26 protein-coding genes and 1 tRNA gene are annotated in these 26,039 nt (G+C 62.9%); 16 read left to right on the forward strand and 11 right to left on the reverse strand.

Annotated features, from left to right (window positions below; all coding sequences use genetic code 11):
- Positions 1-33 precede the first annotated feature (33 nt).
- A complete protein-coding gene (locus N7568_RS18020; RefSeq protein WP_261611156.1) occupies positions 34-1,578 on the reverse strand; it encodes an amino acid permease in 1,545 nt (514 codons plus the stop codon).
- Between the two features lie 228 nt (positions 1,579-1,806).
- Between N7568_RS18020 and N7568_RS18025 the strand changes: the two genes are divergently transcribed.
- Complete coding sequence (locus N7568_RS18025; RefSeq protein WP_261611157.1) at positions 1,807-2,517, forward strand: TetR/AcrR family transcriptional regulator; 711 nt, start codon at positions 1,807-1,809, stop codon at positions 2,515-2,517.
- Here the strand turns inward: N7568_RS18025 and N7568_RS18030 are convergent.
- Genes N7568_RS18030 through N7568_RS18045 form a run of 4 tightly spaced genes read right to left on the reverse strand, consistent with a single transcriptional unit; the run spans position 2,514 to position 6,473 of the window.
- Positions 2,514-3,137 (reverse strand): Pr6Pr family membrane protein, encoded by a 624-nt coding sequence (locus tag N7568_RS18030; RefSeq protein WP_253465598.1) that lies wholly within the window; start codon positions 3,135-3,137, stop codon positions 2,514-2,516. The genes N7568_RS18025 and N7568_RS18030 overlap by 4 nt on opposite strands.
- 53 nt (positions 3,138-3,190) lie before the next feature.
- A complete protein-coding gene (gene radA, locus N7568_RS18035) occupies positions 3,191-4,564 on the reverse strand; it encodes a DNA repair protein RadA (protein ID WP_144653216.1) in 1,374 nt (457 codons plus the stop codon).
- 32 nt (positions 4,565-4,596) lie between these two features.
- Entirely contained in the window at positions 4,597-5,295 is a 699-nt protein-coding gene (locus N7568_RS18040; RefSeq protein WP_261611158.1) for a phosphatase PAP2 family protein, read from the reverse strand.
- Positions 5,296-5,345: 50 nt separating this feature from the next.
- Positions 5,346-6,473 carry an FUSC family protein gene (locus tag N7568_RS18045; RefSeq protein ID WP_261611349.1) on the reverse strand — a complete coding sequence of 376 codons (1,128 nt, stop codon included), beginning with the start codon at positions 6,471-6,473 and terminating at the stop codon, positions 5,346-5,348.
- A gap of 238 nt (positions 6,474-6,711) precedes the next feature.
- Between N7568_RS18045 and pstS the strand changes: the two genes are divergently transcribed.
- From pstS to pstB, 4 genes are all read left to right on the forward strand, one after another.
- Complete coding sequence (gene pstS / locus N7568_RS18050; protein ID WP_261611159.1) at positions 6,712-7,833, forward strand: phosphate ABC transporter substrate-binding protein PstS; 1,122 nt, start codon at positions 6,712-6,714, stop codon at positions 7,831-7,833.
- Positions 7,834-7,977: 144 nt separating this feature from the next.
- A complete protein-coding gene (gene pstC / locus N7568_RS18055) occupies positions 7,978-8,910 on the forward strand; it encodes a phosphate ABC transporter permease subunit PstC (RefSeq protein WP_261611160.1) in 933 nt (310 codons plus the stop codon).
- Complete coding sequence (gene pstA, locus N7568_RS18060; protein WP_261611161.1) at positions 8,911-10,014, forward strand: phosphate ABC transporter permease PstA; 1,104 nt, start codon at positions 8,911-8,913, stop codon at positions 10,012-10,014.
- 69 nt (positions 10,015-10,083) lie between these two features.
- Positions 10,084-10,863 (forward strand): phosphate ABC transporter ATP-binding protein PstB, encoded by a 780-nt coding sequence (gene pstB, locus N7568_RS18065; protein WP_011772968.1) that lies wholly within the window; start codon positions 10,084-10,086, stop codon positions 10,861-10,863.
- Positions 10,864-11,023: 160 nt separating this feature from the next.
- On the opposite strand, the gene N7568_RS18070 is transcribed toward pstB, so the two are convergent.
- Together N7568_RS18070 and N7568_RS18075 are read right to left on the reverse strand one after the other, a co-directional pair.
- Positions 11,024-12,040, reverse strand: coding sequence for an inorganic phosphate transporter (locus N7568_RS18070; RefSeq protein WP_261611162.1), 1,017 nt, complete (start codon positions 12,038-12,040; stop codon positions 11,024-11,026).
- Between the two features lies 1 nt (position 12,041).
- Positions 12,042-12,659, reverse strand: coding sequence for a DUF47 domain-containing protein (locus N7568_RS18075; RefSeq protein ID WP_261611163.1), 618 nt, complete (start codon positions 12,657-12,659; stop codon positions 12,042-12,044).
- Positions 12,660-12,853: 194 nt separating this feature from the next.
- On the opposite strand from N7568_RS18075, the gene N7568_RS18080 reads away from it, so the two are divergent.
- On the forward strand, positions 12,854-13,585 hold the full coding sequence (locus tag N7568_RS18080; RefSeq protein WP_261611164.1) for a hypothetical protein: 732 nt from the start codon (positions 12,854-12,856) through the stop codon (positions 13,583-13,585).
- Positions 13,586-13,821: 236 nt separating this feature from the next.
- Here N7568_RS18080 and N7568_RS18085 read toward each other — a convergent pair whose 3' ends face one another.
- Positions 13,822-14,481, reverse strand: coding sequence for a hypothetical protein (locus N7568_RS18085; RefSeq protein ID WP_231339664.1), 660 nt, complete (start codon positions 14,479-14,481; stop codon positions 13,822-13,824).
- A gap of 239 nt (positions 14,482-14,720) precedes the next feature.
- On the opposite strand from N7568_RS18085, the gene N7568_RS18090 reads away from it, so the two are divergent.
- From N7568_RS18090 to N7568_RS18120, 7 genes are all read left to right on the forward strand, one after another.
- Positions 14,721-14,793: transfer RNA gene (locus N7568_RS18090), tRNA-Lys, on the forward strand.
- A gap of 125 nt (positions 14,794-14,918) precedes the next feature.
- Complete coding sequence (locus N7568_RS25980) at positions 14,919-16,937, forward strand: alpha/beta hydrolase family protein (protein WP_261611165.1); 2,019 nt, start codon at positions 14,919-14,921, stop codon at positions 16,935-16,937.
- A gap of 23 nt (positions 16,938-16,960) precedes the next feature.
- Positions 16,961-17,551, forward strand: a complete 591-nt coding sequence (locus tag N7568_RS18100) for a hypothetical protein (protein WP_261611166.1) — start codon at positions 16,961-16,963, stop codon at positions 17,549-17,551.
- A gap of 93 nt (positions 17,552-17,644) precedes the next feature.
- Positions 17,645-18,250 carry a hypothetical protein gene (locus N7568_RS18105; protein ID WP_261611167.1) on the forward strand — a complete coding sequence of 202 codons (606 nt, stop codon included), beginning with the start codon at positions 17,645-17,647 and terminating at the stop codon, positions 18,248-18,250.
- A 190-nt stretch (positions 18,251-18,440) separates the two neighbouring features.
- A complete protein-coding gene (locus N7568_RS18110; RefSeq protein ID WP_261611168.1) occupies positions 18,441-18,932 on the forward strand; it encodes a hypothetical protein in 492 nt (163 codons plus the stop codon).
- A gap of 83 nt (positions 18,933-19,015) precedes the next feature.
- Positions 19,016-19,609, forward strand: coding sequence for a hypothetical protein (locus tag N7568_RS18115; protein WP_261611169.1), 594 nt, complete (start codon positions 19,016-19,018; stop codon positions 19,607-19,609).
- A 198-nt stretch (positions 19,610-19,807) separates the two neighbouring features.
- Entirely contained in the window at positions 19,808-20,293 is a 486-nt protein-coding gene (locus tag N7568_RS18120; protein ID WP_261611170.1) for a hypothetical protein, read from the forward strand.
- Between the two features lie 67 nt (positions 20,294-20,360).
- On the opposite strand, the gene N7568_RS18125 is transcribed toward N7568_RS18120, so the two are convergent.
- Positions 20,361-20,981: a class I SAM-dependent methyltransferase gene (locus tag N7568_RS18125; RefSeq protein ID WP_261611171.1), complete on the reverse strand. Its 621-nt coding sequence runs from the start codon at positions 20,979-20,981 to the stop codon at positions 20,361-20,363.
- Positions 20,982-21,106: 125 nt separating this feature from the next.
- On the opposite strand from N7568_RS18125, the gene arfA reads away from it, so the two are divergent.
- Positions 21,107-22,642, forward strand: coding sequence for an arabinosylfuranosidase ArfA (gene arfA / locus N7568_RS18130; RefSeq protein WP_261611172.1), 1,536 nt, complete (start codon positions 21,107-21,109; stop codon positions 22,640-22,642).
- Positions 22,643-22,645: 3 nt separating this feature from the next.
- On the opposite strand, the gene N7568_RS18135 is transcribed toward arfA, so the two are convergent.
- Entirely contained in the window at positions 22,646-23,020 is a 375-nt protein-coding gene (locus N7568_RS18135; protein ID WP_231339654.1) for a hypothetical protein, read from the reverse strand.
- Between the two features lie 169 nt (positions 23,021-23,189).
- Between N7568_RS18135 and N7568_RS18140 the strand changes: the two genes are divergently transcribed.
- Positions 23,190-24,194: a LacI family DNA-binding transcriptional regulator gene (locus N7568_RS18140; RefSeq protein ID WP_261611173.1), complete on the forward strand. Its 1,005-nt coding sequence runs from the start codon at positions 23,190-23,192 to the stop codon at positions 24,192-24,194.
- 40 nt (positions 24,195-24,234) lie between these two features.
- Positions 24,235-25,335 (forward strand): D-TA family PLP-dependent enzyme, encoded by a 1,101-nt coding sequence (locus N7568_RS18145; RefSeq protein ID WP_261611174.1) that lies wholly within the window; start codon positions 24,235-24,237, stop codon positions 25,333-25,335.
- Here the strand turns inward: N7568_RS18145 and N7568_RS18150 are convergent.
- Positions 25,332-25,853: a flavin reductase family protein gene (locus N7568_RS18150; RefSeq protein WP_261611175.1), complete on the reverse strand. Its 522-nt coding sequence runs from the start codon at positions 25,851-25,853 to the stop codon at positions 25,332-25,334. The genes N7568_RS18145 and N7568_RS18150 overlap by 4 nt on opposite strands.
- Positions 25,854-26,039: the final 186 nt, after the last annotated feature.

The following is a 26,039-nucleotide window of genomic DNA, read 5'->3' on the forward strand; positions in this document are numbered from 1 at the left end:
TTCTGTGCTTGAGCGGGATGGTGGTGCGGCGGGTCAGCCGGCAGGGTTGGCGGGGTCCAATACCTCTGCCGCTTTGTTCTGCCGGACCCGGAGGTTCCTCCGGACCCAGATGCCCAGGAGCAGGACGGCGCCAACCATGATGGGGGCGGAGAAGAGCAGGATTCCGTGTTCCCCGGAAGGGTCATACACCTCGGGGCGGGGCCAGGAGAGGTTGATGACCATCAGGGCGCCATAGAGCACGGCCAGGATGTTGACGGGCAGGCCCCAACGGCCCAGGGAGAACAGCCCTGCCGGCATGGTCTGGCCCACCCGGTCCCAGTCACCACGGAAGCGGCTGAGCAGCTGAGGAACCGTGACCATCAGGTACGCCAGGTACACCATCACGATGCACACGCTGCAGAGGGTGGTGAAGAGAGCGGAGTTGCCGATATTGATGGCGAGGATCCCCACCGCCAGGGCGCCGATCGCGATGGAGGGCCACATGGGAGTTCCACGCTTGGGGTGGACCTTAGCGAGCCGGGCCGAGGCAGGCAGCTTGCCGTCGCGGGCCATGGAGAACACCAGACGTGAACCGGCCGTCTGGATGGCCAGGGTGCAGACAAAGATGGCGATTGCCACGTCCACCAGCAGCACCTTGCCCCAGAACGTGCCCAACACGGCCGTCAGCACGTAGGGGAGTCCCTCGGTGGCGAGCCTGCCGTCGTCGAGGCTTGGCGCTGCCATGAGGGCAGCGATAATCATCAGCCCGCCGCCAATACCTGAGATGATCAGCGCCGACAGGATGGTGCGCGGTGCGGTCTTGCGGGGGTTCTTGGTTTCCTCCGAGAGTTCGCCGGCGGAGTTGAAGCCGACCATCACATACGCGGCCATCAAACCTGAGACCAGGAAGGCACCCACGGCACCAAGGTCCGACGTCGTGACCACACTGACGTCCGCCACCACCTCCGGGCCACGCTGCGCGGCTGAGAACAGGGCAAGGATTACCGCGGCGACGCCCACAATCTCGCAGGTGACGCCGATGGAGTTCACGTGGGACATGAGCTTCACACCGAGGCAGTTGATCACAGTGGTGATCACCAGGAGTATGGCGCCAAGGATCACTGCGTTGGCCGCGCCCGTGGGGGATGCCAGTGAGGGGTCGCCGCCCACCACTTGGAATCCGTCCCACAGCTGGGGGAGTACCACTTGGAGCGCAATGGCAGCTGCGGCAGCAGTGATGACCTGGGCGATGGACATGAACCAGCCAGCGAACCAGCCCACCACTTCGCCGCCCATACGGCGCGACCACTGATAGACGGCGCCGGACAAGGGGTATCTGGCGGCGAGTTCAGCGAAGTTCAGGGCTACCAGGAGTTGGCCGACCAGCACCACGGGCCACGTCCAAAAGAAGGCCGGGCCGGCGAAGGAGTAGCCGAAAGCGAAGAGTTGAAAGATGGTGGTCAGGATGGAGACGAACGAAAAACCTGCGGCGAACGATGCGTAGCGGCCCAGCTTGCGGTGCAGGGTGGGCTGGTAGCCGAGGGCTGTCAGGTCTGCGTCGTCAGTGCGGCCGGCGGTCGTCGAAAGGGTGGAAGTCATCGGTTTCTCCGTGTCTGGAACGGGATGTGGAACCAGCCCGGAGAGGTTTCTGATGACCCGTCCGGAATATCGGTCACTTGATAGTTTTCCAGCGCGGTGTCCCCGCAGCGTTTCGCCGATGTAAAGCCTTGGTTACCGTGCGTTTCGGGGAGGTAAAGGAAATCTCACCGTCGGCTCAGCAGGCCGTGAACGGCTCTTTTGGCGGTGCTGCGATGCAAGAATGAAAGAGTGAGTACAGTCGGACCGGGACGCCCCCGCAAGCAGCAAGCGGTACGCCGGGGAGCCACAGCCCGCGACGAGATCCTGGACGCGGCAGCCGAGCTCTTTACGGGCCAAGGATTCGCCAACACGTCCACGCGGGCCATCGCTGACGCCGTCGGAATCCGACAGTCATCGCTGTATCACCACTTCTCCACCAAGGACGAGATCCTGGGTGAGCTCCTTGGCGGGACGGTGTCCACCAGCCTGGCCTTCGCCCGTGCGGTGCACGGCCACCCGGGAGAAGCCGGGCGTGGCCCGGTTGCCGCCGCGGCACGGTTGCATGCGGTGGTGCTGTTCGACGGTTCGCAGCTCTGCAGCTCCCGCTGGAACCTCGGCGTGCTGTACCACCTGCCGGAGGCCAGGGCGGAGGTCTTCCAGCCGTTCATGGACGCCCGGAAGGAACTTCGGACCATTTACGCTGACTTGGGGCGGGAACTGACGGCGGTGGCGGACTCGGAAGCCAGCCTCGGAGATACGGCCTTCCGGCTGGTGGAGTCCTTGATCAACCTCCGCGCGGACGGACTGATCTCAGCAGACTCGGCGTCCACTACGGCCGACACCGTGATGTTCCTTGCGGGACTCAGGAACGATCTTCCGGCAGTGAGGGCCATCAGTGGTGAACTCAGCAGCCGCTTTGGAGCGGCGCCTGAGCCGGCGCTCGCAGCGAAGAGCGCCTAGTAATCCACCTGCCGCTTCAGCTTGTTCCCAAGCCACAGCATTGCCAAGCTCACCACGAGGAAGCCAACGGAGATGGCGAGTGCAAAGATGATCACGCCGCCCCAGCCGCCGGCGCGTGAGGGGTCGATGAACCAGTACGGGTACCAGTTGACGAAGGCTCCCCGGATCAGGCTGTAGACGAGGTAGCCGATGGGGTAAAGCAGCCAGTACCAAATGTGCCTGGGTTGCAGGGTGGCCAGCGGAGGCTGGAAGAGCCAGTCCGCCACCATCACTACGGGGATCAGGTAGTGCACCACGAAGTTGACCCAGGGGAGCAGGGAGCCAAGGTCCTCGCCGGCAAGCAGCGCACCGAACACCAACCCCACCACGGCCATGGCGATAGTTGCCGTGCCACGGGTGACGTCGTCGATCTCGCTCGGCCGCTTGCGGATCAGGACCCTGTAGCCGCTGATGAGCAGTACGAGTGCCGCGAAGATGTTGGACAGATTGGTGAAGTAGCTGAAGAAGTTCCAGAGGTCATAGCCCATGCCCAGATGAACTGTCAGCTGTGTCCCCACCGCCACCAAGGTCAAAAGGCCAAAGAAAAAGCGTCCCCCGATAAGCACAGTCCTCTTGGTCATGACCCAATCCTTGCCGAAACCGCAGCTCAGAGCCGTTCGACACCCCGGAAGGGTTAAGTGATCAGAAGTTCGAGGGCCTCCGCCAAGTGGCCTACCTCGCGCACCGAGAAGCCGTCGGGGATGACCCCGGCGCCCGCCGGGCTGGCCGGAACAATCGCGTGGGTGAAGCCCAGTCGGTGCGCTTCCTGGATGCGTTGGTTAATGCCCGGAACGGGACGGACCTCGCCTGCCAGCCCTACCTCGCCGAAAGCAATGAGCCGTTGGGGGAGTGCCTTGCGGGACTTGGCGGAGGCAACCGCCAGTGCCACCGCCAAGTCAGTGGCCGGCTCCGTGAGCTTCACACCGCCAACAGTTGCCACATAGGAATCGTCCTTGTGCAGCATGCACCCGGCCCGCTGCTGAAGGACCGCGAGCAGCATGGCCACCCTGGAGCTTTCCAGCCCGCTGGTTGCCCGGCGCGGTTGGGAGTTGGGACTCTCAGCCAGCAACGATTGGACTTCTGCGAGCAGCGGCCGGCGCCCCTCCATGGTCACCGTGATGCAGGTGCCCGAGACGGGCTCACGCGTGCGTGAAACGAACAATCCGCTGGGATCAGCCAGGCCCTCGATACCGGCCTCGTTCAGGTCAAAGCAGCCGACGTCGTCTGTCGCACCGTAGCGGTTCTTGACGGCTCTCAGCAGACGCAGGCGGGAGTGGCGCTCGCCTTCGAACTGGCACACGACGTCCACCAGGTGTTCCAGCAGCCGCGGTCCGGCGATGGTGCCTTCCTTGGTCACGTGGCCCACCAGGAGCGTGGTCATGTTGCGCCGCTTGGCCGCAGCAATAATGGACGCAGCGACCTCGCGCACCTGGGAAACGCCGCCGGCGCTGCCTTCGACGTCGGCGCTGCTCAGCGTCTGCACGGAGTCCACAATCAACAGCTTGGGTTCGAGCTTCTCCACTTGGCCCAGCGCCTGCCCGAGGTCGGTCTCCGCGGAAAGGTACAGCGTATGGGCGACGGCGTCGATCCGCTCCGCGCGCAGCTTCACCTGTGCCGCGGATTCCTCGCCGGTGATGTACAGGACATCCTGGCCCGTACGGGCGAACTTCGCCGCGACGTCCAGCAGGAGCGTGGACTTTCCGACGCCGGGTTCCCCAGCAAGCAGGATCACGGCACCCGGGACGAGCCCTCCGCCCAGGACACGGTCCAGCTCGTCCACGCCCGTGGGCAGGAACGCGGCAGTGGTCCCATCCACCTCAGCGATACGGCGGGCCGGCTCCAAAACTGTAGCGGCCGCCGTCGTACGCGCTACCGTGGCGCCGTACTCCTCAACGGTTCCCCAGGCCTGGCACTCGCCGCACCGGCCCACCCACTTGATGGCAGTCCAGCCGCATTCGGCGCACTTGTAGGCGGGTGTTTTGGATGCGCGGGATGTCTTGGAAGCCATGGGTTCAAGGTTAGCCGCGGGGACTGACAGTATTAGCCGTTCCGTCCACCGTGCCGGGCTGCGTCCACGAATATCGCTATACCCGTCACGCCAAGCGCGAGCCCAAGAGAAGCGACGACGTCCGTCAGCCAGTGGTACCCAAGGTAGACCCGGCTGCAGGCGACCAGCAGCGTCACCAAGGCGGCGCCAGTGAAGGCGAGCACCGCCGTCGTTCGCGTGCCCGAACGCGAGACGATCAGGTAGGTGAGGACCAGCGCGAAAATGCCGGCGCCAAGCGTGTGGCCGGAAGGGAAGGACAGGGCGGAGTCCGGGCCGAGGAGGAAATCGGATGACGGCGGTCGGGAGCGGCCCACTTCCTGCTTGATGAGGGTGGAGAGAACACCGGCGAGCAACATAGCGCCCATCAGCACAGCCGGCCGCCATAGTTCCCGCTTCCAGGCCGTCCATGCGACGGCCACCGCCACGCTGATGACCGTCATCCACACGGGTGAGGTGACCGTAGTCAACGCCGTGAGGAAGGCCGTGACCACCGGGCCGCGCGAATCGACCATGAAACTGTGGACCGTGCCATCCACGGTGGCCAGCCCGGTCCCGGACAGCACGGCGGCGAACATCAGCCAAAAGATGGCATCGCCGGCCACCAGCAAACCACCTGCCCACAGGAACAGCAGCCGCTGCCGTTGCCGGAGCACCGGCGCAGCCCGGAAGCGTGTGGATAAGGCAGGGATCATCGGCCCATTCTGCCAAACAGGTCTGGGGCTTCTCTGGGAGGAACGGCGGGCTACAGCGCCGGCAGCACTGCCCGCGCTTCCTCCGGCTCCATCCCGCTGGCTTCCAACAGATCCACCATGAGGGGCCGGAACAGCATCACCACGGTCTCGCCCTCGAGCCGCTGGACGTCCAGCATCTTGGGGTGCAGGCGGGCGGCGATGTCCGAGAGCTCGTTCCTGGCGCGGCGCAGATGGACGCGGCGCGTCCCTTCGCTTTGCTCGGACAAGCCAATGGTCATTTCATCGATTGCGGCGGCGGTTTCCTGCAGCACTTCGGAGATGCTCTCGATCGCTTCATCGGACAACGCAGCATGGTTAATGGCACTGGTGAGCCGCCGGGCGAACACCCGGCTGTTACGCAGCGCCAGGTCGATGTACTCCAAGGAGTGTTCAAGGCCCGCGAGTTCGTCGCGATGCCTGCGATGGGCTGGAGCCAGTGTTGCCACCTCGCCAGACGCCCGCAGTGTCTGCCGCATCCGGTCCACCAGGGGCTGGCAGTTCCGGCCGCGGATCAGGGCATGCCAGGCGATGGTGGAATCGCTCTCGGTCAGGGCCTTGCCACACTCACGCAGCACCTCGGCGAGCTCGTGCAGGATCTTCTGGACGTCCTTCCGGGGTTCCCGGCGCGGATCCTTCGGCACCAGGATGGTCACCAGCAGCGCAAACACGCCACCAATCACCGCGTCCAGACTTCGCGTAAACGGCCCGCCAGCCGGCGCCGGCAGCAGCACCACCAGCAACGACTGCAACCCCAGCTGGGTGGTGAAGATCGTGCCGCTGTCCAGGAACCTGGCCAGCAGGATGGAGAAAAGAAGGACGATGGCGGCCTGCCAGATCCCGGCGCCCAGCCAGTGAAGCAGCAAATCACCAACAACGATGCCCAGTGTGCAGCCAAGCCCCACCTCTATCACCCGGCGCAGCCGCGGATCGCGGGAGAAGCCGAGCGCGATCAGAGAGGACGTAGCAGCAAACAAGGGTCCTTGGTGACCCAGCACGTACTCGGCGAACGCGTAAGCACCAACAGCGCACACGGTCATTTGGATGGCGGGAGTCAACGAGTTCCGGCTGCGCACCAATCCCGTCCGGACTCTGGCGCGCAGGAACCTCTTGCTTGCAGAAAATCCCTTCGCGGCGGCCATGCCTCCCAGTCTATTTGTCCGGGGTCGCCCAACGACGGCAACCCGGGCGTCGCTCAAGGTGGCGCGCGCCACATAACCCAATGGTCCGCCGTCGTTCACTTTCTGTTCACCTTCCACCGCAGATCCCGTTACCTGCGCTCTTTACCTTCAGTAAAGGAACAAAAAGGTCCATAGCTCGCGCACGCCGAAATCTCCGTTCGGAACGCATCAGAGAAATCCCTGGAAGGGGCACATCCAAGTGAAGGCAACTCGCTTCGGCCGCAACGCGGCAATCGCGGTCATCGCAGCAGGCGCACTGGCGCTCACCGCTTGCGGTTCAGACAACGCAACGGGCACCACTGGCGGCACCCAGTCCGCTGCAGCCGGCACCAAAGTCACCGGCACCCTGACCGGCATCGGCGCCTCCTCCACCGGCGCAGCCATGGACGCCTGGAAGGCTGGCTTCGCCAGCGCCAACCAGGGCGCCACAGTGCAGTACTCCCCGGATGGTTCCGGCGCAGGCCGCAAGGCCATCATCGACGGCTCGGCACAGTTCGCCGGCTCGGACGCCTACCTGAAGGACGAAGAGCTGGAGAGCTCCAGGGCCAAGTGCGGCCCCGACGGTGCCATCAACATTCCGGTGTACATTTCCCCGATCGCCGTCGCCTTCAACATTCCTGACGTCAAGGAACTGAAGCTCGACGCCGCAACGGTGGCCAAGATCTTCCGCGGCGAAATCGCCAACTGGAACGACCCCGCCATCGCCGCCCTCAACGAAGGCGTCACCCTGCCGGACCTCAAGGTCACCCCGGTGAACCGCTCTGACGACTCCGGCACCACCACCAACTTCACCGACTACCTGGCAGCTGCTGCTCCCGAGGTTTGGACGGACAAGGCTGCAGGCATCTGGCCCGCCGGCTTGAAGGGCGAAAACGCGAAGGGCACCTCCGGCGTCGTCAAGACCGTCACCGACACCCCGGGTGCCGTGACCTACGCTGATGACTCCGCCGTCTCCGGCAAGCTGGGCACCGCTTCCATCAAGGTGGGCGAAGAGTTCGTCAAGATCTCCGCTGACGCTGCCGCCAAGGCCGTCGAAGCCGGTAAGCCCGTTGACGGCCGCGCCGCCAACGACGTTGCCATCAAGCTGGACCGCAAGACCACCGAATCCGGCGCCTACCCGGTAGTCCTCGTTTCGTACCACGTTGTTTGCACCACCTACGAAACTGCTGCTGTTGCCGACCTGGTCAAGGCCTTCGAGACCTACGTAGTGTCCGACGAAGGACAGAAGACCGCAGCCGACGCCGCAAAGTCCGCACCGCTCTCCAAGACGCTGCAGGACAAGGCCAAGGCCGCCATCGAAACCATCAAGGCCAAGGCCTAAGGTTTCCCGGCGGGTTTACTGAACCCAGCTGAACACTGAAGTTCCCTGTCCGCGCGGAGTGGCTGCAGCCGCTGGCTGGTCCACTCCGCGGGGCAGGGAACTTAGCCATGTAAGACCAGTTCACTGAGACTGAAGGATCGTGAAGTGACCACCAACTCCCTGACAACCTCCCAAGGCGCAGGACGCGCCGGGGACAAGGTTTTCTCCGGGGCCGCCATGGCCGCAGGGTGCCTGATTCTCGCGGTTCTCTTCGGAGTCGCGTTGTTCCTTGTGGTGCAGGCGATCCCCGCACTGACCGCCCCGCCCGAAGACATCCAGGGCGGCCACGGCTTCTTCGCCTACATCGCTCCGATTGTTGTTGGCACCCTCATTGCCGCCGTCATCGCGCTCATCATCGCCACCCCCGTGGCAATCGGTGTGGCACTGTTCATCTCGCACTACGCCCCGCGCCGGCTCGCTTCCGGCCTCGGCTACGTGGTGGACCTGCTCGCCGCCATCCCTTCCGTTGTCTACGGCGCCTGGGGTGCGGCCTTCCTGGCCAAGGAAATCTCCCCGGCGTACGACTGGTTGGCCAACAACCTCGGTTGGATCCCGATCTTCGAAGGCCCGGCATCGGCCACCGGCAAGACCATCCTGACCGCCGGCATCGTCCTGTCCGTCATGGTCCTGCCCATCATCACTTCCCTGTCCCGCGAAATCTTCCTGCAGACCCCCAAGCTGCACGAGGAAGCAGCGCTCGCATTGGGAGCCACCCGCTGGGAAATGATCAAGATGGCGGTGCTGCCGTTCGGCCGCCCGGGCATCATCAGTGCCATCATGCTGGGCTTGGGCCGTGCACTCGGCGAGACCATGGCTGTTGCGCTGGTGCTGTCCTCCGGCGTCCTGACCGCCAGCCTCATCCAGTCCGGCAACCAGACCATCGCCGCTGAAATTGCCTTGAACTTCCCCGAAGCCAGCGGCCTTAAGGTCAACACGTTGATCGCCGCCGGCCTGGTGCTGTTCGTCATCACCCTTGGCGTGAACATGATCGCCCGTTGGATCATCACCAAGCACAAAGAATTCTCGGGAGCCAACTAAATGACCGCCACAGTAGTCCGCAAGCGCTCCGCGCTCACCAAGGGCCAGTTGCCCAAGTTCGCGCCCTACATTGTCCTGGCCGTCGCATTGGTCGTCGGCGCGGCAATCCTGGCGCTCATCGGCTTCAACGCCTTCGGCTGGGGCCTTGTCTCCGCCGTTCTCTTCGCTGTAGGCCTGGTCGCGTGGAGCGGCGCTGTTGAAGGTGCCCGCAAAGCCAAGGACAAGCTGGCCACCTGCCTCGTTGTGGGTGCGTTCCTGATCGCGCTCCTGCCCCTGATCTCGGTGATCTGGACGGTGCTGGTCAACGGTATTCCCGGGCTCATCACCCCTGGCTTCCTTGGTACGTCGATGAACGGCGTCACCGGCGCGTTCGACAACAAGGCAGTGGAAGAAGGCGCTCCCGTCCTGGGCGGCATCTACCACGCGCTGATGGGCACCCTCCAGATCACCCTCCTGGCCACGGTCATCTCCGTGCCGGTGGGCCTGCTCACGTCGATCTACCTGGTGGAATACGGCAACGACCGTCCGCTGGCCCGCGCCATCACGTTCTTCGTGGATGTCATGACCGGCATCCCGTCGATCGTGGCCGGCCTCTTCGCGGCAGCGTTCTTCTTCGCCATCGTCGGCCCCGGCACCAAGACCGGTGCGGTAGCCGCCGTCGCGCTTTCCGTGCTGATGATCCCTGTGGTGGTCCGCTCCAGCGAGGAAATGCTGAAGATCGTCCCGAACGAGCTTCGTGAGGCCTCCTACGCGCTGGGCGTCCGAAAGTGGCGCACCATCACCAAGGTGGTTATCCCGACGGCGATCTCCGGCATCGCGTCCGGTGTCACCCTGGCGATCGCCCGCGTTATCGGCGAAACCGCGCCCATCCTGGTGACTGCAGGCTTCGCGACGACCATCAACAACAACGTGTTCGGTGGCTGGATGGCCTCGCTGCCCACGTTCATTTACACGCAGATCCTCAACCCGACGTCGCCGTCCAACCCGGAGCCGTCTGACCAGCGTGCCTGGGGCGCCGCGCTGGTGCTGATCATCCTGGTGATGCTCCTGAACCTCGGAGCCCGCCTCATCGCCCGTCTGTTCGCGCCCAAAACGGGACGCTAGCCGGGCCCGCCGCCGGCTCTGACGGCGGCCCCTAAAAACTTCCACACCCCCAAGGAACAAAGGAACATCATGTCCAAGCGCATCGACGTCAAAGACCTGAATGTCTACTACGGCAACTTCCTGGCCGTCGAGGACGTCAACATCAACATCCAGGCCAAGTCCGTCACGGCCTTCATCGGCCCGTCCGGCTGCGGCAAGTCCACCTTCCTCCGCACGCTGAACCGCATGCACGAGGTCCTTCCCGGCGCACGCGTCGAGGGCGAGGTCCTGTTGGATGGCGACAACCTCTACGGCCCCGGCGTGGACCCCGTCACCGTACGCACCCAGGTGGGTATGGTCTTCCAGCGCCCCAACCCGTTCCCCACCATGTCCATCAGGGACAACGTGCTGGCCGGCGTGAAGCTGAACAACAAGAAGATCTCCAAGGGAGCAGCCGATGCCCTCGTGGAGAAGTCCCTGGTGGGCGCCAACTTGTGGAACGAGGTCAAGGACCGCCTGGACAAGCCCGGCTCCGGCCTTTCCGGTGGCCAGCAGCAGCGTCTGTGCATCGCCCGCGCCATCGCGGTTGAGCCCCAGGTGATCCTCATGGATGAGCCCTGCTCCGCCCTTGACCCCATCTCCACCCTGGCCGTCGAGGACCTCATCAACGAGCTCAAGGACCAGTACACCGTGGTGATCGTGACCCACAACATGCAGCAGGCTGCCCGTGTGTCGGACAAGACCGCGTTCTTCAACATCGCAGGCACCGGCAAGCCCGGCAAGCTGATCGAGTTCGCTGACACCACCAGCATCTTCAACAACCCCGGCCAGAAGGCAACGGAAGACTACGTCTCCGGCCGCTTCGGATAAGGGTTCTTGCAGGTTCCGGCTTCTATGGGGGGAGTCGGCACAGAACGACGGCGACCGTCGCCTTGGGGGTACGGTCGCCGTCGTTTTTTCTTACCCAAGGAGGTAACAGCAAACGTCGTGATGAGGTCTCTTTGCAACGTTTGCTGTTTCTCAGTTGGGTCTAGAGGTCCGCGAGTGGCGAGAACGCCAACTCCAGGATGAAGGCGGCTGCGGCTGTGACCAGCGGAGTAGCCACCCAGAACAGCAGAATCCGCCGGACCAGACGACGGTTGACCGTGTGGAACCGTTGGTTGATGCCCGCTCCCAGCACAGACGCCGTCAGTGTGTGCGTGGTGGAGAGGGGCAAGTGGAAGCCAATGGCGCCGATGAACAGCATCACGGACGTCAGCGTCTGGGCTACGAAACCGCGCAGCGGATCTACCCGGATGAGCTTGTGGCCCAGAGTGTGGGAGATCCGCCAGCCACCGAACAGGGTGCCCGCTGTGAGCATGAAGGCCGTGAGTACCAAGATCCAGAGCGGCACCTCCCCGCCGCTGGAGAACCCCGCAGCCACCACGGCCAGCACAATGACGGCAGCTGTTCGCTGACCATCCTGAAGGCCGTGACCAAACGCCACAGCTGCCGTGGATACGGCCTGAGCCCGCCGGAACCGCCTGTTCACGACGTTGGGCTGCGTGTAGCGGGCCGCCCAAGTCACCGGCCAGACCAGCAGGTACGCGGCCACGAACGCTATGAGCGGCGAGAGAACCAAGGGAAGCGCCACTTGGGTGAGGAGGACGTTGTCCATGCCGCCCACCGCGTTGCCGCCGACCAGGACACTCGCAGCGCCCGCGCCAATCAGGCCACCCACCAGCGAGTTGGTGGAGGACAAAGGAATGCCCCGCCACCACGCGTACACGCCCCACAGGATGGAGGCCGTGAGCGCTGAGGCAAGGATGGTCAGGCCGCTGGTGCCGTCGGGCAACGTGATCCACGATTGGGTGAACGCGAGAATGAAGGTGCCGCTGAGCATGGCACCCAAAAAGTTGAAGAGGGCCGCCAGGAGCACCGCGATTGACGGAGTGAGGGCACGGGTGCGAGTGGACAGCGCGACGGCGTTGGAGACGTCGCGGAAGCCGTTGAGGAACGCGAACCCAGAGGCCAGGCCCACTACAAGGACCAGGATGGCGATGGTCACGTCATGATTCCTTGACGATGATGCTGCCTACCTGCGTGGCGACCTTCCGCATGTCCTTGGTAACTTCCACCAGCTGGTTGGCGACGTCCCGGTGCCGCGCATATTGCGTGGACTTCATATCCTTGAGCATCTCGGCCACCCAGATCCGGTGCGTGCGCTCTGCGCGCTTGGCCAGCCGGAGGATCTCGATCCAGTAGTCCTCGAGTTCGTCCAGGTCTTCGAGTTTCCGCATTGCGTCCACTGTGAGCTCAGCCTGCCTGCTGATGATCTCCAGCTGGTCTGCCGCCCGTTTGGGGAGGCGATCCAATTTGTACAGGGCTACGAGGTCGCCGGCGGCATCCAGCTTCTCCATGGCCTCGTTGAGGTGGCGGGAGAGCGTGTACATGTCTTCGCGGGGGAGCGGGTTCACGAAGCTGGTGCGCATGTGGGTCAGGAGCGCGAAGTGCAGGTCCAACGACTTGGACTCGTGTTCGTGCAGTTCCTCGGCCAGACGTTCGTGTTCGCTGGCTGGCACGCCCAGAATTTCGGAGAGCGTTCCGGTGGCGGCCACGATGACGCCGGCCATCTGCGCGAGCAGTACGAGCCCGGCAGGTTCCTGGGGAAAAAGGCGCAGCTTCATGTCGCTTCCGGGCCGGGGACGGATGGGCACGGGCAGTTTGACTTGACGGCGCCCGTTTCGGTCTCAACTTTACCGGCACGGCCGAGGCGTCTGCGAAGTTCGGGGAGCGTTGCGGGCAGATCTCCCCATCGCTGCGCCCCCGCAACCGTGCGACACTAGGTCAAGCACCGATTAATCCACTCAATGGGGGAACCATGCGCTTCAACAATGTCATCAAAATTTCCGGCCTCGCCGCTGCCGGCCTGCTGGCCCTGACCGCCTGTGGCGGAGCAACAGCCGGCTCGACGACGGGTGGTTCCGAACCGTCGTCGTCCTCCTCCGTGGCTGCCTCGCCGTCAGCCTCGGCGTCCCCGTTGGCTTCCACCTCGTCGGAGGGAGCAGGTACTTCGTCGGGCTCCTACAAGGTGGCTGCTTGGGCGCTGCCGATCTCCGAGGCAGGGGACAAGCTGGGCACCATCAAGGGTGACAGCTTCAGCGTAGATATCTACCAGGTGGCCACGGACGTCGCGTCCAAGGACAGCATGTTCGTGGACAAGGACACCAAGGAGAACCTGCTCAAGAAGGGCGATCCCGTGGTGTACCTGAACTACGTGGTCACCAACACCTCATCGGCCGAGATCCCCTTGAGCCACTCGCTGATCACGCCCAAGGCAAAGTACACGGACTGGAAGTACATGGGCGGCATGCCGTCAGATTCCAGCAGCGATGGCTACAAGAAGCACGGGCTGAGCAGCTCCGGTGTGAAGCTGAAGGAGAAGGACCCGTTCATCCTGAAGCCGGGCGAGTCTTTCAACATCGCGGAGAACTTCGGCTACACCGCCGGCAAGGAAACCGAGATCTCGGCGACCATGACCCCGCAGGACGCTGCAGGCGACCTTGACCACGACAAGAAGGAAACCGCGGAAACCATTGTCACGTTGAAGTAGTTTCCCAGTGCAGTTTGCCCGGGTCCGCTTCAGTGCTGGCCCGGGCAAACTTCGTTCGGGCATAAAAATGGTGCCGAACCGGATACGCCTCTCGGCGGTAGGCCGCTCGAAGCGGCTATAAGTTGAAGCCCGGGGGTTTCGCGGTTCGACACCAGTTTTAGTTTTCACCGTCAGGCGGTCTAAGTCAACATTGACAGTCCGGGGCCGGCGTGGGTACGTTTCGCCCTCTTTGTTGGCTAGTCCAGCTCGCCCAGGCGCCACGCATTGGCGGCGTGCTCAAGGTCCTCGGCCGTTTTGACCAGCTGGTGCGAGTTGCGGGTCAGCTTGCTCGCGTGGCCTTCATTGCTGTGTTCTGCGCCGTCGGCAAGTGTGGCCTGGCCGAGTGCTACTACGCGGCAGAAAGCGGCGGAACGTTCCAGCGCGACGTCGAACTCGCCGTCGAACGCGCCGGACAAAATGGCGTCAGCCATGGTCTTCATTTCGTCTGCTCCGGGCGGCTCTGCGGCACCTGCCACCACGTTGGAAACCTGCGCGGTATCGCGTCCGGCCCGGAAGTAGACGGAGATCTTCTCAGGGTTCTGGATGGTGGCGGCGCGGAGGGCGTAGAGCCGCCACAGCGCGCCGGGAAGGCTGCGGGCGGGGCTTTCTGCCCACATCTCGGCGATGGCTTCCAAGCCCTGCTCATCGGCCAGTTTCACCAGGCGGCGCGTGACCTTCGGGTCGTCGCTGTCGCGGCCCCGTCTCACCAGTGCCTGCGCGGCAAGATGGGCGGCCTCGGAAACCCGCGCGGGGTCGGCGCCACCTGCGAACGGTTCAAAATCGATGGGCGCGAAGGGCTTCGGCTTGTGATGCCGGTTTGCTCCGCCGTACGCTCGCGGTTCTGGCTGTTCGCTCATGAGTTCACCGTACTCCTGTGCTCTGGTGGGGTCGAGTAACGGTTGCCGGGGCTGCCTTGTTACTGGTGGCGTGCCGTCACCACCCACTTTGCCGCCGCGCTGGGCCCGACACGCCGCGGCCGCCGCGTGCCGCCGTCGAACGTTCGCCCGAAGAAGGTGACGACGGCGCACGTCACGTTGAGTTCCTTGCTGGCCTTGACCTTGGGGTACAGTATTCATGGCTGTTTCTACAGCTGGAGGGGCCTTTAGCTCAGTTGGTAGAGCATCGGACTTTTAATCCGTGGGTCGTGGGTTCGATCCCCACAGGGCCCACCCTCCAAGACAGGCCGGAGACCTTCAGTCTCCGGCCTGTTTTTTATTTCCCGGTCACGTCCCACACTCTGGTTCCGTCAGTTATGCTATTCGATGGATTAACTATTCAAGTGAGGGGGCTCGGCGTGGGGATCTTTGATACGGCGGTGGAGATTGCGTTCGACGATGGCGCCGCCGACGCTCTGATCAGCGCTGCTGATTCCGCGGATCAGACCCTGCGCTCCGAAGGTAGCTTCCTGGGTGTCGCCACGGGTTATGCAATGGAGGACTTTAGGGGCGGCTATGCGACCTTGTTCGCCAGCGCTTTGGCCGTCCGGGCCGATGACCGTGGCCGGCTTGCCGGTGTCCTCGCGGCGTTGGCGGAGGACGTCAGGCAAGCAAAGCTCAAGGCACGGGAAGAGAAGTCCCGGCTGAGGGAACTTGCTGCCTGGCAGCAACGCGCCGACTTCCGTGAACAACACTTTCAGACTTTCCAGAGCGTGGCGAGCGATCCGATGCCAGCGGAATGGCCGGTCGCTGCTCCGACGATTTCAGCGGTGTTCTCGGCGATGGCTCGGGCCCGGTTCGCCGGTGGATCGGGGGGCGCTACCAGCTCGGCTGATCCTGGAAAGCTGCGCGAATTTGTGTCCCAATCCCGCGCCTACACCAACATCATGGACGCGGAACTGGGGAGAATCCGGAACGCGTGGAGCGGTTTCACCTCAGCCTGCTCCTGGGTAAATAGCGGCAGTGTCACGTTTGTGTCGGGATTCGAGCAACTGCTGACTGAGAACGCCGCTGACGCGATCTGGCTTGAGCAGATCGCCGCGGCATTCGAAGCAGCAGGCAGCGGGTCCATGGCCGACATCACGCTCAACAGAGCTCTCATACTTTACGCACCACCCGAGCAAGTCAGTTTGGACGACATCGGGGCCCTGAACGCCGCACAGCTGAAAGCCTGGCTCGCCGCACCTGCCAACAAGGACCGACTTCAGGGGCTGCTTGAACAACCAGGGCAGGACCCCGTGGTGATAGCAAAGTGGTGGGCTGGGTTCGGCCAGACAGTCGCTGGCGGGACACTTGAACCCGGCGAGGCCCAGTTGCTCCTGATCGAGGCCATCCCCGGAGTCATCGGGAATCTGAACGGAATCACCGCGACCGCCCGGAACCTCGCCAACCGCAAACGCCTCATCACCGAGCAGGACCGCATCAACGCCGAACTGGCCAGGACGCCTCAACTCCTGCCCGCCAGCCAAGGCATGTCCATGACCAACCCGGCTTGGACCCGGCTGCAAACGCAGCAGAAAGCGCTGGATGGCATCACCGAGGCACTGAGGAACGCGGGCGGAATCAACGCTGTCCTGCTGGGTTTCGATCTGACTCACGGCTCACCGAAGGCACAGGTCTCTGCGGGTAATCCCGATACGGCTGACAACGTTACCTACGCTGTGTCCGGCATGCTCATCACACCTCAAAGCGGTTTCAACGACTGGGCGAAAAACGCCGCGAACCTCCAGCGGCACCAGCAGTTGCTTTCCGAGAACGAGACCTTCGCTGTGGTGGCGTGGATCAACTATGAACCGCCCACGGTTCCGACTGTGAACAGCGGCGATGCAGCACGGGCAGGCGCCGACCGGTTCATCGTTGACCTGCAAGGTTTCAACGCCGTCAGGGAAGGCTTGGGCAACAGGACCCCGGAGACCTTAAACGTACTGGCCCATTCCTACGGCACCACCGTGACGTCCAACGCCCTTGCCGCCGCGGCATTGAACGTCGCCTCTTTCACGATGCTCGGCTCGGCCGGGATAGAGAAAGAGATCCGGAACGCCGGAGATCTCCACGTCCCTGCCGGGCAGGTCTACGCCACCGAAGCCGCCGGCGACGGCCTGGCCCAATTGGGCCGCTTCCAACGCCAGGATCCGCGCATGGAATCATTCGGCGCAAAAGTCTTCTCCTCGGAAGAGGCCACGATCGACGGGACCCAGTACCAAGGCACCACAGAACACAACACCTTGGTACACAGGACAGCCAGTGACGGCTACGGCTACCTGGATAAAGAAACTACGGCCCTGCATGACGCTGCCCTAACAACAACCGGTAACGGAGACCAGATCCTGCCAGCCGCACGACCCCTATCACCGCCGGCGGGATTTGCTGGCCGTTGAACAACTCAGGAAGAGTGAACCATATGCCCCATGAACCCAAGGCCCGCATAAAGACCAGCCGCATACTCGCCGCGTTAGTCTGCGCGGCCGTTGCACTGAGCGCCTGCACACCCACCACGGAGAACCCGATGACCGGCTCAAACAGTTCCAGTGACCCTGCAACTGTCAAAGCCCAGGTCGAACAACTCAAACAAGCCCTCGCGGATCTCCACGCCTTCAAAACCGAAACCCAACAAGCCATCGGACCCCAGAAATGGGTCGATAAGGGCACTCGTAACATGGATTGCAGAACCTCCGACGGGCAAGACGGCGTGAACTACAGCATCCTGACCCAAACGCCTGACCCCGTGGACCTGGAAGCATCAGTAAGCGTGGTCAGAGCGTTCTGGGAATCCAAGGGCTTCACCACCCGTACCGAAACCAACCCCAGGGAACCGGGCCTCATCCGCCTCTACGCCAACGAGAACGGCGGACACCTTTTGTCCTACTTCGCAAACATCAAAGGCTCCGGCCTGGAGATGAACAGCGCCTGCGTCGCCGGAGACCTCAGCGCAATCTACAAAGAGCTGGACAGGCAGGAAGCAAGCGACAGCCCCTCACCGACTGCAGAGTAGAGGCGTTGCGGCGTGATGCCTTCCGGGAGAGGGGCCAGTCCTGCCTCCTGCCGGTGTGTGGGCTGTGGAACAGTTTCAGGAAGAGTGAATCGCATGTCTTATGAACCTAAGACGCGTACGGTGACTAGCTGCATCCTCGGTGCGTTGGTCGGCGCGGCCATGGCGATGAGCGCCTGCACGCCCGCTGCCACGGAGAACCCCATGACCGGCTCGAGTAGTTCAAGCGATCCCGCAACCGTCAAAGCCCAGGTCGAACAACTCAAACAAGCCCTCGCGGACCTCCACGCCTTCAAAACCGAAACCCAACAAGCCATCGGACCCCAGAAATGGGTCGATAAGGGCACTCGTAACATGGATTGCAGAACCTCCGACGGGCAAGACGGCGTGAACTACAGCATCCTGACCCAAACGCCTGACCCCGTGGACCTGGAAGCATCAGTAAGCGTGGTCAGAGCGTTCTGGGAATCCAAGGGCTTCACCACCCGTACCGAAACCAACCCCAGGGAACCGGGCCTCATCCGCCTCTACGCCAACGAGAACGGCGGACACCTTTTGTCCTACTTCGCAAACATCAAAGGCTCCGGCCTGGAGATGAACAGCGCCTGCGTCGCCGGAGACCAGACCGCAATCTACAAGGAGCTGTATCCCGAAATTTACGGGACCCCGTCTAGCCTCGGCTCCTCTCCGTCTGCTAATTAGGCTGTCTGGTGCGCCAAAGGAGCTGCCTATGTCGCCTCGTGCTGGCTATGGCCTGTGGAACGGCTTCAGGAAGAGTGAACCGCATGTCCTTTGAATCCAAGGCCCGACTAAAGGCCCGCCGCCTACTCGCCGGACTGTTCTGCGCGCCCTTGCGCTGAGCGCCTGCACGCCCACGACCACGGAGAACCCCATGATCGGCTCAAACAGTTCCAGTGACCCTGCAACTGTCAATGCCCAGGTCGAAGAACTCAAGCAAGCTCTCTCGGATCTCCGCGTCTTCAAAACCGAAACTGAAAACGTTGTCGGGCCCCAGACCTGGGCGGATAAGAGCCTTCGAAACATCGACTGCAGCACCCCTAAGGGAGAAGAGGGTGTGAACTACAGCGTCATGAGTCAGACCCTTGAAACCCTCGACATGGAATCGTCGGTCAACGTTGTCAAGACGTTTTGGGAATCCAAAGGCTTCACCACCCGCGTCGAATCAAACCCAAAGGACCCAGGAAACATCCGTCTCTATGCCAATAAGAACGGCGGACATCTCGTATCCTTCACGGCTACCACCAATGGCTTGAGCCTCGAGATGAACAGCGCCTGCGTCGCTGGGAATCAGCATGAAATCTACAAGGAATTGGACAGGCAGGAAGCGAGTGCCAGTCCCACGCCGAGTACCAAGGAGAGCTGACGCAGAGTGCTGGCTTCTGGGGTGTCCTGTCCTGCCTCATGCTGGCGAGTGAGTCTGGAACGATTTCAGGAAGAGTGAACCGCATGTCCTATGAATCCAAGGCCCGACTAAAGGACGGCGGTATTCTTGCCGCCTTGTTTGGTGCCGGCATTGCACTCAGCGCCTGCACGCCGACCACCACGGAGATCCCCATGACCGGCTCAAGCAACCCCAGCGACCCCGCAACCGTCAAAGCCCAGGTCGAACAACTCAAACAAGCCCTCGCGGACCTCCACGCCTTCAAAGTCGAAACCCAACAAGCCATCGGACCCCAAAAATGGGTCGACGAAGGCCTCCGAAACATGGACTGCAAGACACCCGACGGAGAAGGTGGCGTGAACTACAGCGTCCTGACCCTCACGTCCGACCCCGTAGACCTGGAAGCCTCAGTCAACGTCGTCAAAACGTTCTGGGAATCCAAGGGCTTCACCACCCGCACCGAAACCAACCCCCGGGAACCGGGCCTCATCCGCCTCTACGCCAACGAAGACGGCGGGCACCTCGTGTCCTACTTCGCAAACATCGAGGGCTCCAGCCTGGAGATGAACAGCGCCTGCGTCGCCGGAGACCTCAGCGCAATCTACAAAGAGCTGGACAGGCAGGAAGCAAGCGACAGCCCCTCACCGACTGCAGAGTAGAGGCGTTGCGGCATGATGCCTTCCGGGAGGCTGGACAGTCCTGCCTCCTGCCGGTGTGTGGGCTGTGGAACAGTTTCAGGAAGAGTGAACCATATGCCCCATGAACCCAAGGCCCGACTAAAGACCAGCCGCCTACTCGCCGCGTTAGTCTGCGCGGCCGTTGCACTGAGCGCCTGCACACCCACCACGGAGAACACTATGACCGGCTCAGCCAATCCCAGCGACCCTGCAACTGTCAAAGCACAGGTTGAAGAACTCAAGCAAGCCCTGAAGGATCTCCACGCGTTCAAAACCGAAACCCAGAAAGCCATCGGACCCCAGAAATGGGTCGATAAAGGCACCCGAAACAGCGCCTGCAATGCAGGTGATGGCAGGGAGGGCGTGAACTACAGCGTCATGAGCCAAACCCCTGATCCCGTCGACCTGGAAGCATCAGTCATCGTGGTCAAAACGTTCTGGGAATCGAAGGGCTTTACCACCCGCGTCGAAACCAACCCGTTGGACCCTGGTCTCATCCGCCTCTACGCCAATCAGAACGGCGGAAACCTCATATCCTTCACCGCGAATGTCAAAGGCTCCGGCCTGGAAATGGACACTGTCTGCATCGCTGGGAACCAGCATGAAATCTACGAAGAATTGGACAGCCAGGAAGCGAGTGCCAGTCCCTCGCCGAGTACCAAGTAGAGCTGACGAGCCCTGGCCCCTTGTTGACTCTGGGCTGGTGCACAGAAATCAATGCGCGTAGGTGCGTTCAGCCAACGCGACCGGGAGTGAGCAGCCGTTGCGCGACGATGGCCGCGTGGGGACGCGCTCCGGGGTCGGCGCGGGAGTGCGTGCCAATCACGCTGAAACCGGCTTCCTGCAACCGTCCCGACATCTCCTCCAGAGACCAGAAATAGGCGGGAGTCACTGCATGCGGGAACGACTCACCCGCCGGGCCATCGAAGAAACCGAGCAGGAGGCTCCCGCCGGGAGTGAGACAGCGGGCAAACTCTTCCAGAACACGGCTGATTTCAGCAGGGGAGATGTGGATCAGGGAGTACCAAGCGAGGATTCCCGCCAATGAGTTGTCCGGGGTGGGCAGCCGTTCAAGTGACCCGACAGAGAACTGGGCATCCGGGCAGAATTGCTTGGCTGTCTCAATAAACTCCGGTACCAAGTCCACGCCTTGGACGTCCACTCCGGCGGAGTGCAGGAAGGCTGTCCATTGCCCAGGCCCACAGCCGGCGTCGATAACCTTCCCGGGCAATCCCCGGGCCCACGACAACACCAGCTCCCTATCGACCGGATGCGTGCTGCTAATGGACCCGAACAGCGAGGTGTACTCGGCTGCACGGGCTGAATAGGCGGCTCTCACAACTCCGGAAGACATGGAACTCAGCCTAGGAGCCGGAACGCTCGGCAAGAAATCTCTTGACTCCCGCACCCACACCACGCCAGCATAGATTCTACAACGTTGTAAATCGACAAGCAGAACAAACAGACAGGACCCACCCTTTGGGAAACCCAGAAAACCCCACGGCCAAAATCACCATCGACCCCGCGTTCGTCGTAGGCCCCGTCAGGAGGAAGACCTTCGGCGCCTTCGTTGAGCACCTCGGCCGCTGCGTCTACACGGGCATTTTCGAGCCTGAGCACCCTAAAGCCGACGACGACGGTTTCCGCACCGATGTCCTCGACCTCACCAAGGAACTCGGCGTCTCCACGGTCAGGTACCCGGGCGGAAACTTCGTCTCGGGGTACCGCTGGGAAGACGGAGTGGGGCCCAAAGAAGACCGCCCAACAAGGCTCGACCTCGCCTGGCACTCCAGCGATCCCAACCTGGTGGGCGTGGACGAGTTCGCAAAGTGGTCGGAGAAGGCCGGCGTGGAACCCATGATGGCGGTCAACCTGGGTACCAGGGGCCCGCAGGAAGCGCTGGACCTGCTGGAGTACTCCAACATCAAGGGTGGAACGGCCCTTTCCGAACAGCGCAAGGCGAATGGCGCCGTCGAGCCTCACAACATCACCATGTGGTGCCTCGGGAACGAGATGGACGGCTTCTGGCAGATCGGCCACAAGAAGGCGGACGAGTACGCGCGGGTTGCCGCCGAAACGGCGCGGGCGATGCGCATGGTCAACCCGGACCTGGAACTGGTGGCTTGTGGAAGTTCCGGACCCACCATGCCCACGTTCGGCGAATGGGAGCGCGTGGTCCTCAATGAGACATACGAGTTGGTGGACCTGATCTCGGCGCATCAGTACTTTGAGGATTTCGGTGACCTGCAGGAGCACCTGTCAGCCGGGCACCGGATGGAGGCGTTCATCAAGGACTTGGTCTCCCACATCGACCACGTGAGGTCGGCCAAAAAGTCTGGGAAGCAGATCAATATTTCCTTCGATGAATGGAACGTGTGGCACATGTCCCGCGACGAATCCAAGGCGCCCACAGGAGATGATTGGCCCGTGGCGCCGGTGCTCCTCGAGGACCGGTACACGGTTGCCGACGCCGTGGTGGTGGGAGACCTTCTCATCACGCTGCTGCGCAACACGGACCGCGTCCACTCCGCGAGCCTCGCTCAGCTGGTCAACGTGATCGCACCCATCATGACCGAGCCGGGTGGCCGGGCCTGGAAGCAGACCACGTTCCACCCGTTTGCGCTCACTTCGCAGAATGCCTCTGGCACGGTGTTGAACCTCGCCGTCGAGTCCCCGCTGCTGGAGACCGAAAAGACGGCGGGCTTCACCGCCCTGTCAGCCGTGGCGACCTATGATGCAGAAGCCCAGGAGGCCGTGGTGTTCGCCGTGAACCGCTCGGCGTCGGACGCGCTGACGCTGGATGCCGCCGTCGGAAGCCTCAACGCAAGCAAAGTCATTGAGGCCGTCACCTACTCGAACAAGGACCCTTACTGGCAGGCCACTGCCGACGATTCGACGTCGGTCCTGCCGTCCGAGAACGTCAGCGTAAAGCTCGACGGCGGCCGCCTCACCGCCGGGCTTCCGGCCGTGAGCTGGACCATGATCCGGTTGTCGCTTGAGGACCAGGTCAACTGAAAACTAGGCGATCTGCTGCGTGCCGTCGTGGAACATGGGGTACGCGGAGATCGGTGTGACCGTAGCTGACGGAGTTGGTTCCGGTGCCCGCGATGCGGGTGCCGGAGCCGGCTCGTCAACGGTGACGATTTCCATGGACTCCATGTCCAGGAGCCGCCTGCTCCCGGTGTCGTCCGTGAGCCAGAAAAGGTCGGTGCCAGCAACGGTTTTGACCACGGTGCCACGGTGATAGAGGCGGCCGTTATGCCAAGCCTCCACATGATCGCCCGCGCTCAGGGCGTGCGGCTCGTCTTTGCTCCCCGGCATGGTGCCGAATGCTTGCGCCAGGCTCGCCTGCATTTTCAGCGCCTGGAAAAGATCCCTGTTTGCAATACTCATGTCTGCTCCTCCCAGCTGTCGCCGTCCTTGTCCTCAGCTTTGCGCATGTTTGTTGCAGGCGCGTTGCAAGGGGATGAGCGATGTATGACGGCTGCAGGGGCTTGAGTGACGGCCCGACTGCCGCCCCATCTGCAACGATGTATGCCAACAGTTCAAAAGGAGCACATTGATGGCCGTCACCATGAACGACGTCGCACGGGTTGCCGGGGTCTCGTTGAAGACGGTGTCCAACGTGATCAACAACTACGAGTTCATCCGGCCAACCACCAAACAGCGCGTCCTCGATGCCATCGATGAGCTCGGCTACGAAACCAACCTGACGGCCCGCAGCCTCCGCTCAGGCAAGACCAGCATGCTCGGATTGGTCCTGGCAGACCTTTCCATCCCGTATTACGCCGAGTTGGCGTCGGACATCATGAAAGTGGCGTGGGCCCGGGGATACCGCGTTCTTGTGGAACAGTCCGGTAACGAGCCTGACCACGAAAAGGCCGCGCTCCAAGGCCAATTCCGCACGCTCACGGATGGCCTTCTTTTCATACCTCTCGCCTTGGACGCTGAGCAGATAATCGCCGCCGCGGGCAAGAAACCGCTGGTACTCCTTGGCGAGTACGTACAGGATCCGCGCCTGGACATGGTCCTTATCCAAAACCACAGAGCCGCCGCCGCCGTCACCACGCACCTGCTGGCGGGCGGCCGCCGTCGTATAGCTGTTGTAGGTGCGCACGACGGCGACACCACCGGCAGCGGTGGCCTGCGCCTTGAGGGGTACAAAGCTGCGCTCGCTGACGCCGGCGTGGAGTATGACCCCGCCTTGGTGGTTCCGTGCGATTGGCGGCGCGACGGCGGTGCTGATGCCATTGCAAGGTTGCTGGACAGCGGCGTGGAGTTCGATGCTGTTTTCGGGCTCAACGATGCACTTGCCCTCGGAGCACTTCACGAACTCCTGGTCCGCGGCAAGAAGGTGCCGCAGCAGGTTGCCGTTGCGGGCTTCGATGACATCGACGAGGCACGGTTTGCCTCGCCGTCGCTGACCACGGTGGCGCCGGGGCGTGCGGAAATTGCGGAGCGCGCCGTCGAACTCCTCATCAACCGGATTGAAAGCAAAACCCCAGCAGCCAAGGTTCAGCAGCCGGAGGCGGCGTTCGAGCTGCGAGTCAGGCAGTCCGCGCCCTGACCGCCTGCAGTTGGTGTCCCGGGCCGTTAGTGTTTGAGGAATGAACGTGATCCCCGCTGAAGTCGTCACCCCCGCCGTCATGATCGATGTCGATGTCCTGGACCGGAACATCGAACGCATGGCGTCCAGCATGCTCAGCAGGGGGCTCAAGCTCCGCCCGCACGTCAAAACGCACAAGACGCTGGAGATCGCCCGCAAGCAGTTGTCAGCCGGAGCCGTGGGGATCACGGTCGCGACTATCGGCGAGGCTGAGGTTTTCGCGGCGGATGGAGTGAAGGACATCTTTATCGCCTACCCGCTCTGGGTTGAAGCCCCTCATGCGGAACGCCTTCGGGCTTTGGCAGCCAAGGGCCGCATCGCCGTTGGCGTGGATTCTGCTGAGAGTGCGACGGCGATGGGTCGCCACTTGGGCGCGGATGCCGGCAGCATTGAGGTGCTGATCGAAGTGGACAGTGGACATCACCGCAGCGGCGTATTGCCCGACGAGGTGGTGGACGTCGCCCACGCAGCGGCTGCCGCTGGACTGAGCGTGCAAGGCGTCTTCACGTTCCCCGGACACAGCTACAAGCCGGGAATGCCCACGGGTGCGGCCAGCAACGAGAATGAGGCGCTTGGCCTGGCCGCGACTGCGCTGACCTCGGCCGGGTTTGAAGTCACCACCATCAGTGGAGGGTCTACGCCAACGGCCCTGATTGACGGCGAAACGGTGGCCACAGAGCTCCGCCCCGGTGTCTATGTATTCGGGGATGCCCAGCAACTGGAACTCGAACGATGCACGTGGGACGACATTGCGCTGACGGTTGCCGCCACCGTGGTCAGCCGGCACGAGGCCAACGGTGGCAACGTCCGCCGGGTTGTGGTGGACGCCGGCAGCAAGGTCCTGGGCAGCGACCGTCCGGATTGGGCCACAGGATACGGGCGGCTCCCCGAATACCCCGAAGCCAAGGTGACTGCGTTGTCCGAGCACCACGCCACGGTCGTTTGGCCGGACTCCTTGGAACTCCCGGCGCTGGGTACCCGGCTCCGGGTGATCCCCAACCATGTGTGCCTGACCATGAACCTGGTGGATGAGGTCACGGTTGTCCGCGACGGTGACGTGGTGGATCAGTGGGCTGTGGCGGCGCGCGGGCGCAACAACTAGCCCAGCACCGGAACGCCCTGGAACAGGGTGTGGAACTCCCGGTTGTGGTAGACCAGCGGGGCTGAATCGGCGGGGCTGAACCGGATATCCACAACGGTTGCGGCCAGCAAGACAGAGCCACCCAGAGGCGCCCGATGGACGATTTCGCATCGCAGCGCCCATGGTGCTTCCCTGAGCAGGGGCTCGCCTGTGGGCAGCAGTTCCCAGTCCATGTCGCTGGTGAAGCGCGGGGCGTTGGGGTCGGAGAATGTGCGCACGAGGTTTACCTGGTCCGCGCCCACCAGGTGCACGACGATCGTTTGCGCGGCAGCGATGTGCGAAGCTGACCGGCCGCCTGTGACGGAGAAAGCGAGCGTTGGCGGATCCACCGCCACCGATGCCACCGAGGACGCCGTGAGCCCCACGGCTCCTTCCGGCCCTGACGCGGTGATGATGGCAACTCCTGCTGGATGAGAGCGGAAGGCGGCCTTGAAGAGCTCGCCGACCGGCTCTGCCGGCAAGGGGGTGTGATGGGACATTCATGAACCTTCGTGGGACTGGTTGGGGTTGGCGCCGCCTTGCGGAAGCGCACCTGAACGATGCTAAGACCTCAACTTAAGTTGAGGTCAATTCGGCATATTCGACCCCCGCCTGTGACGCCGTGGAAACGTAGCTGAAATTTCCGCTCCTTACGCTGGTCACACTCTGTCCTTAAAGTGCCCAGC

Source organism: Paenarthrobacter aurescens (assembly GCF_025421775.1).
Lineage (GTDB): Bacteria > Actinomycetota > Actinomycetes > Actinomycetales > Micrococcaceae > Arthrobacter > Arthrobacter aurescens_B.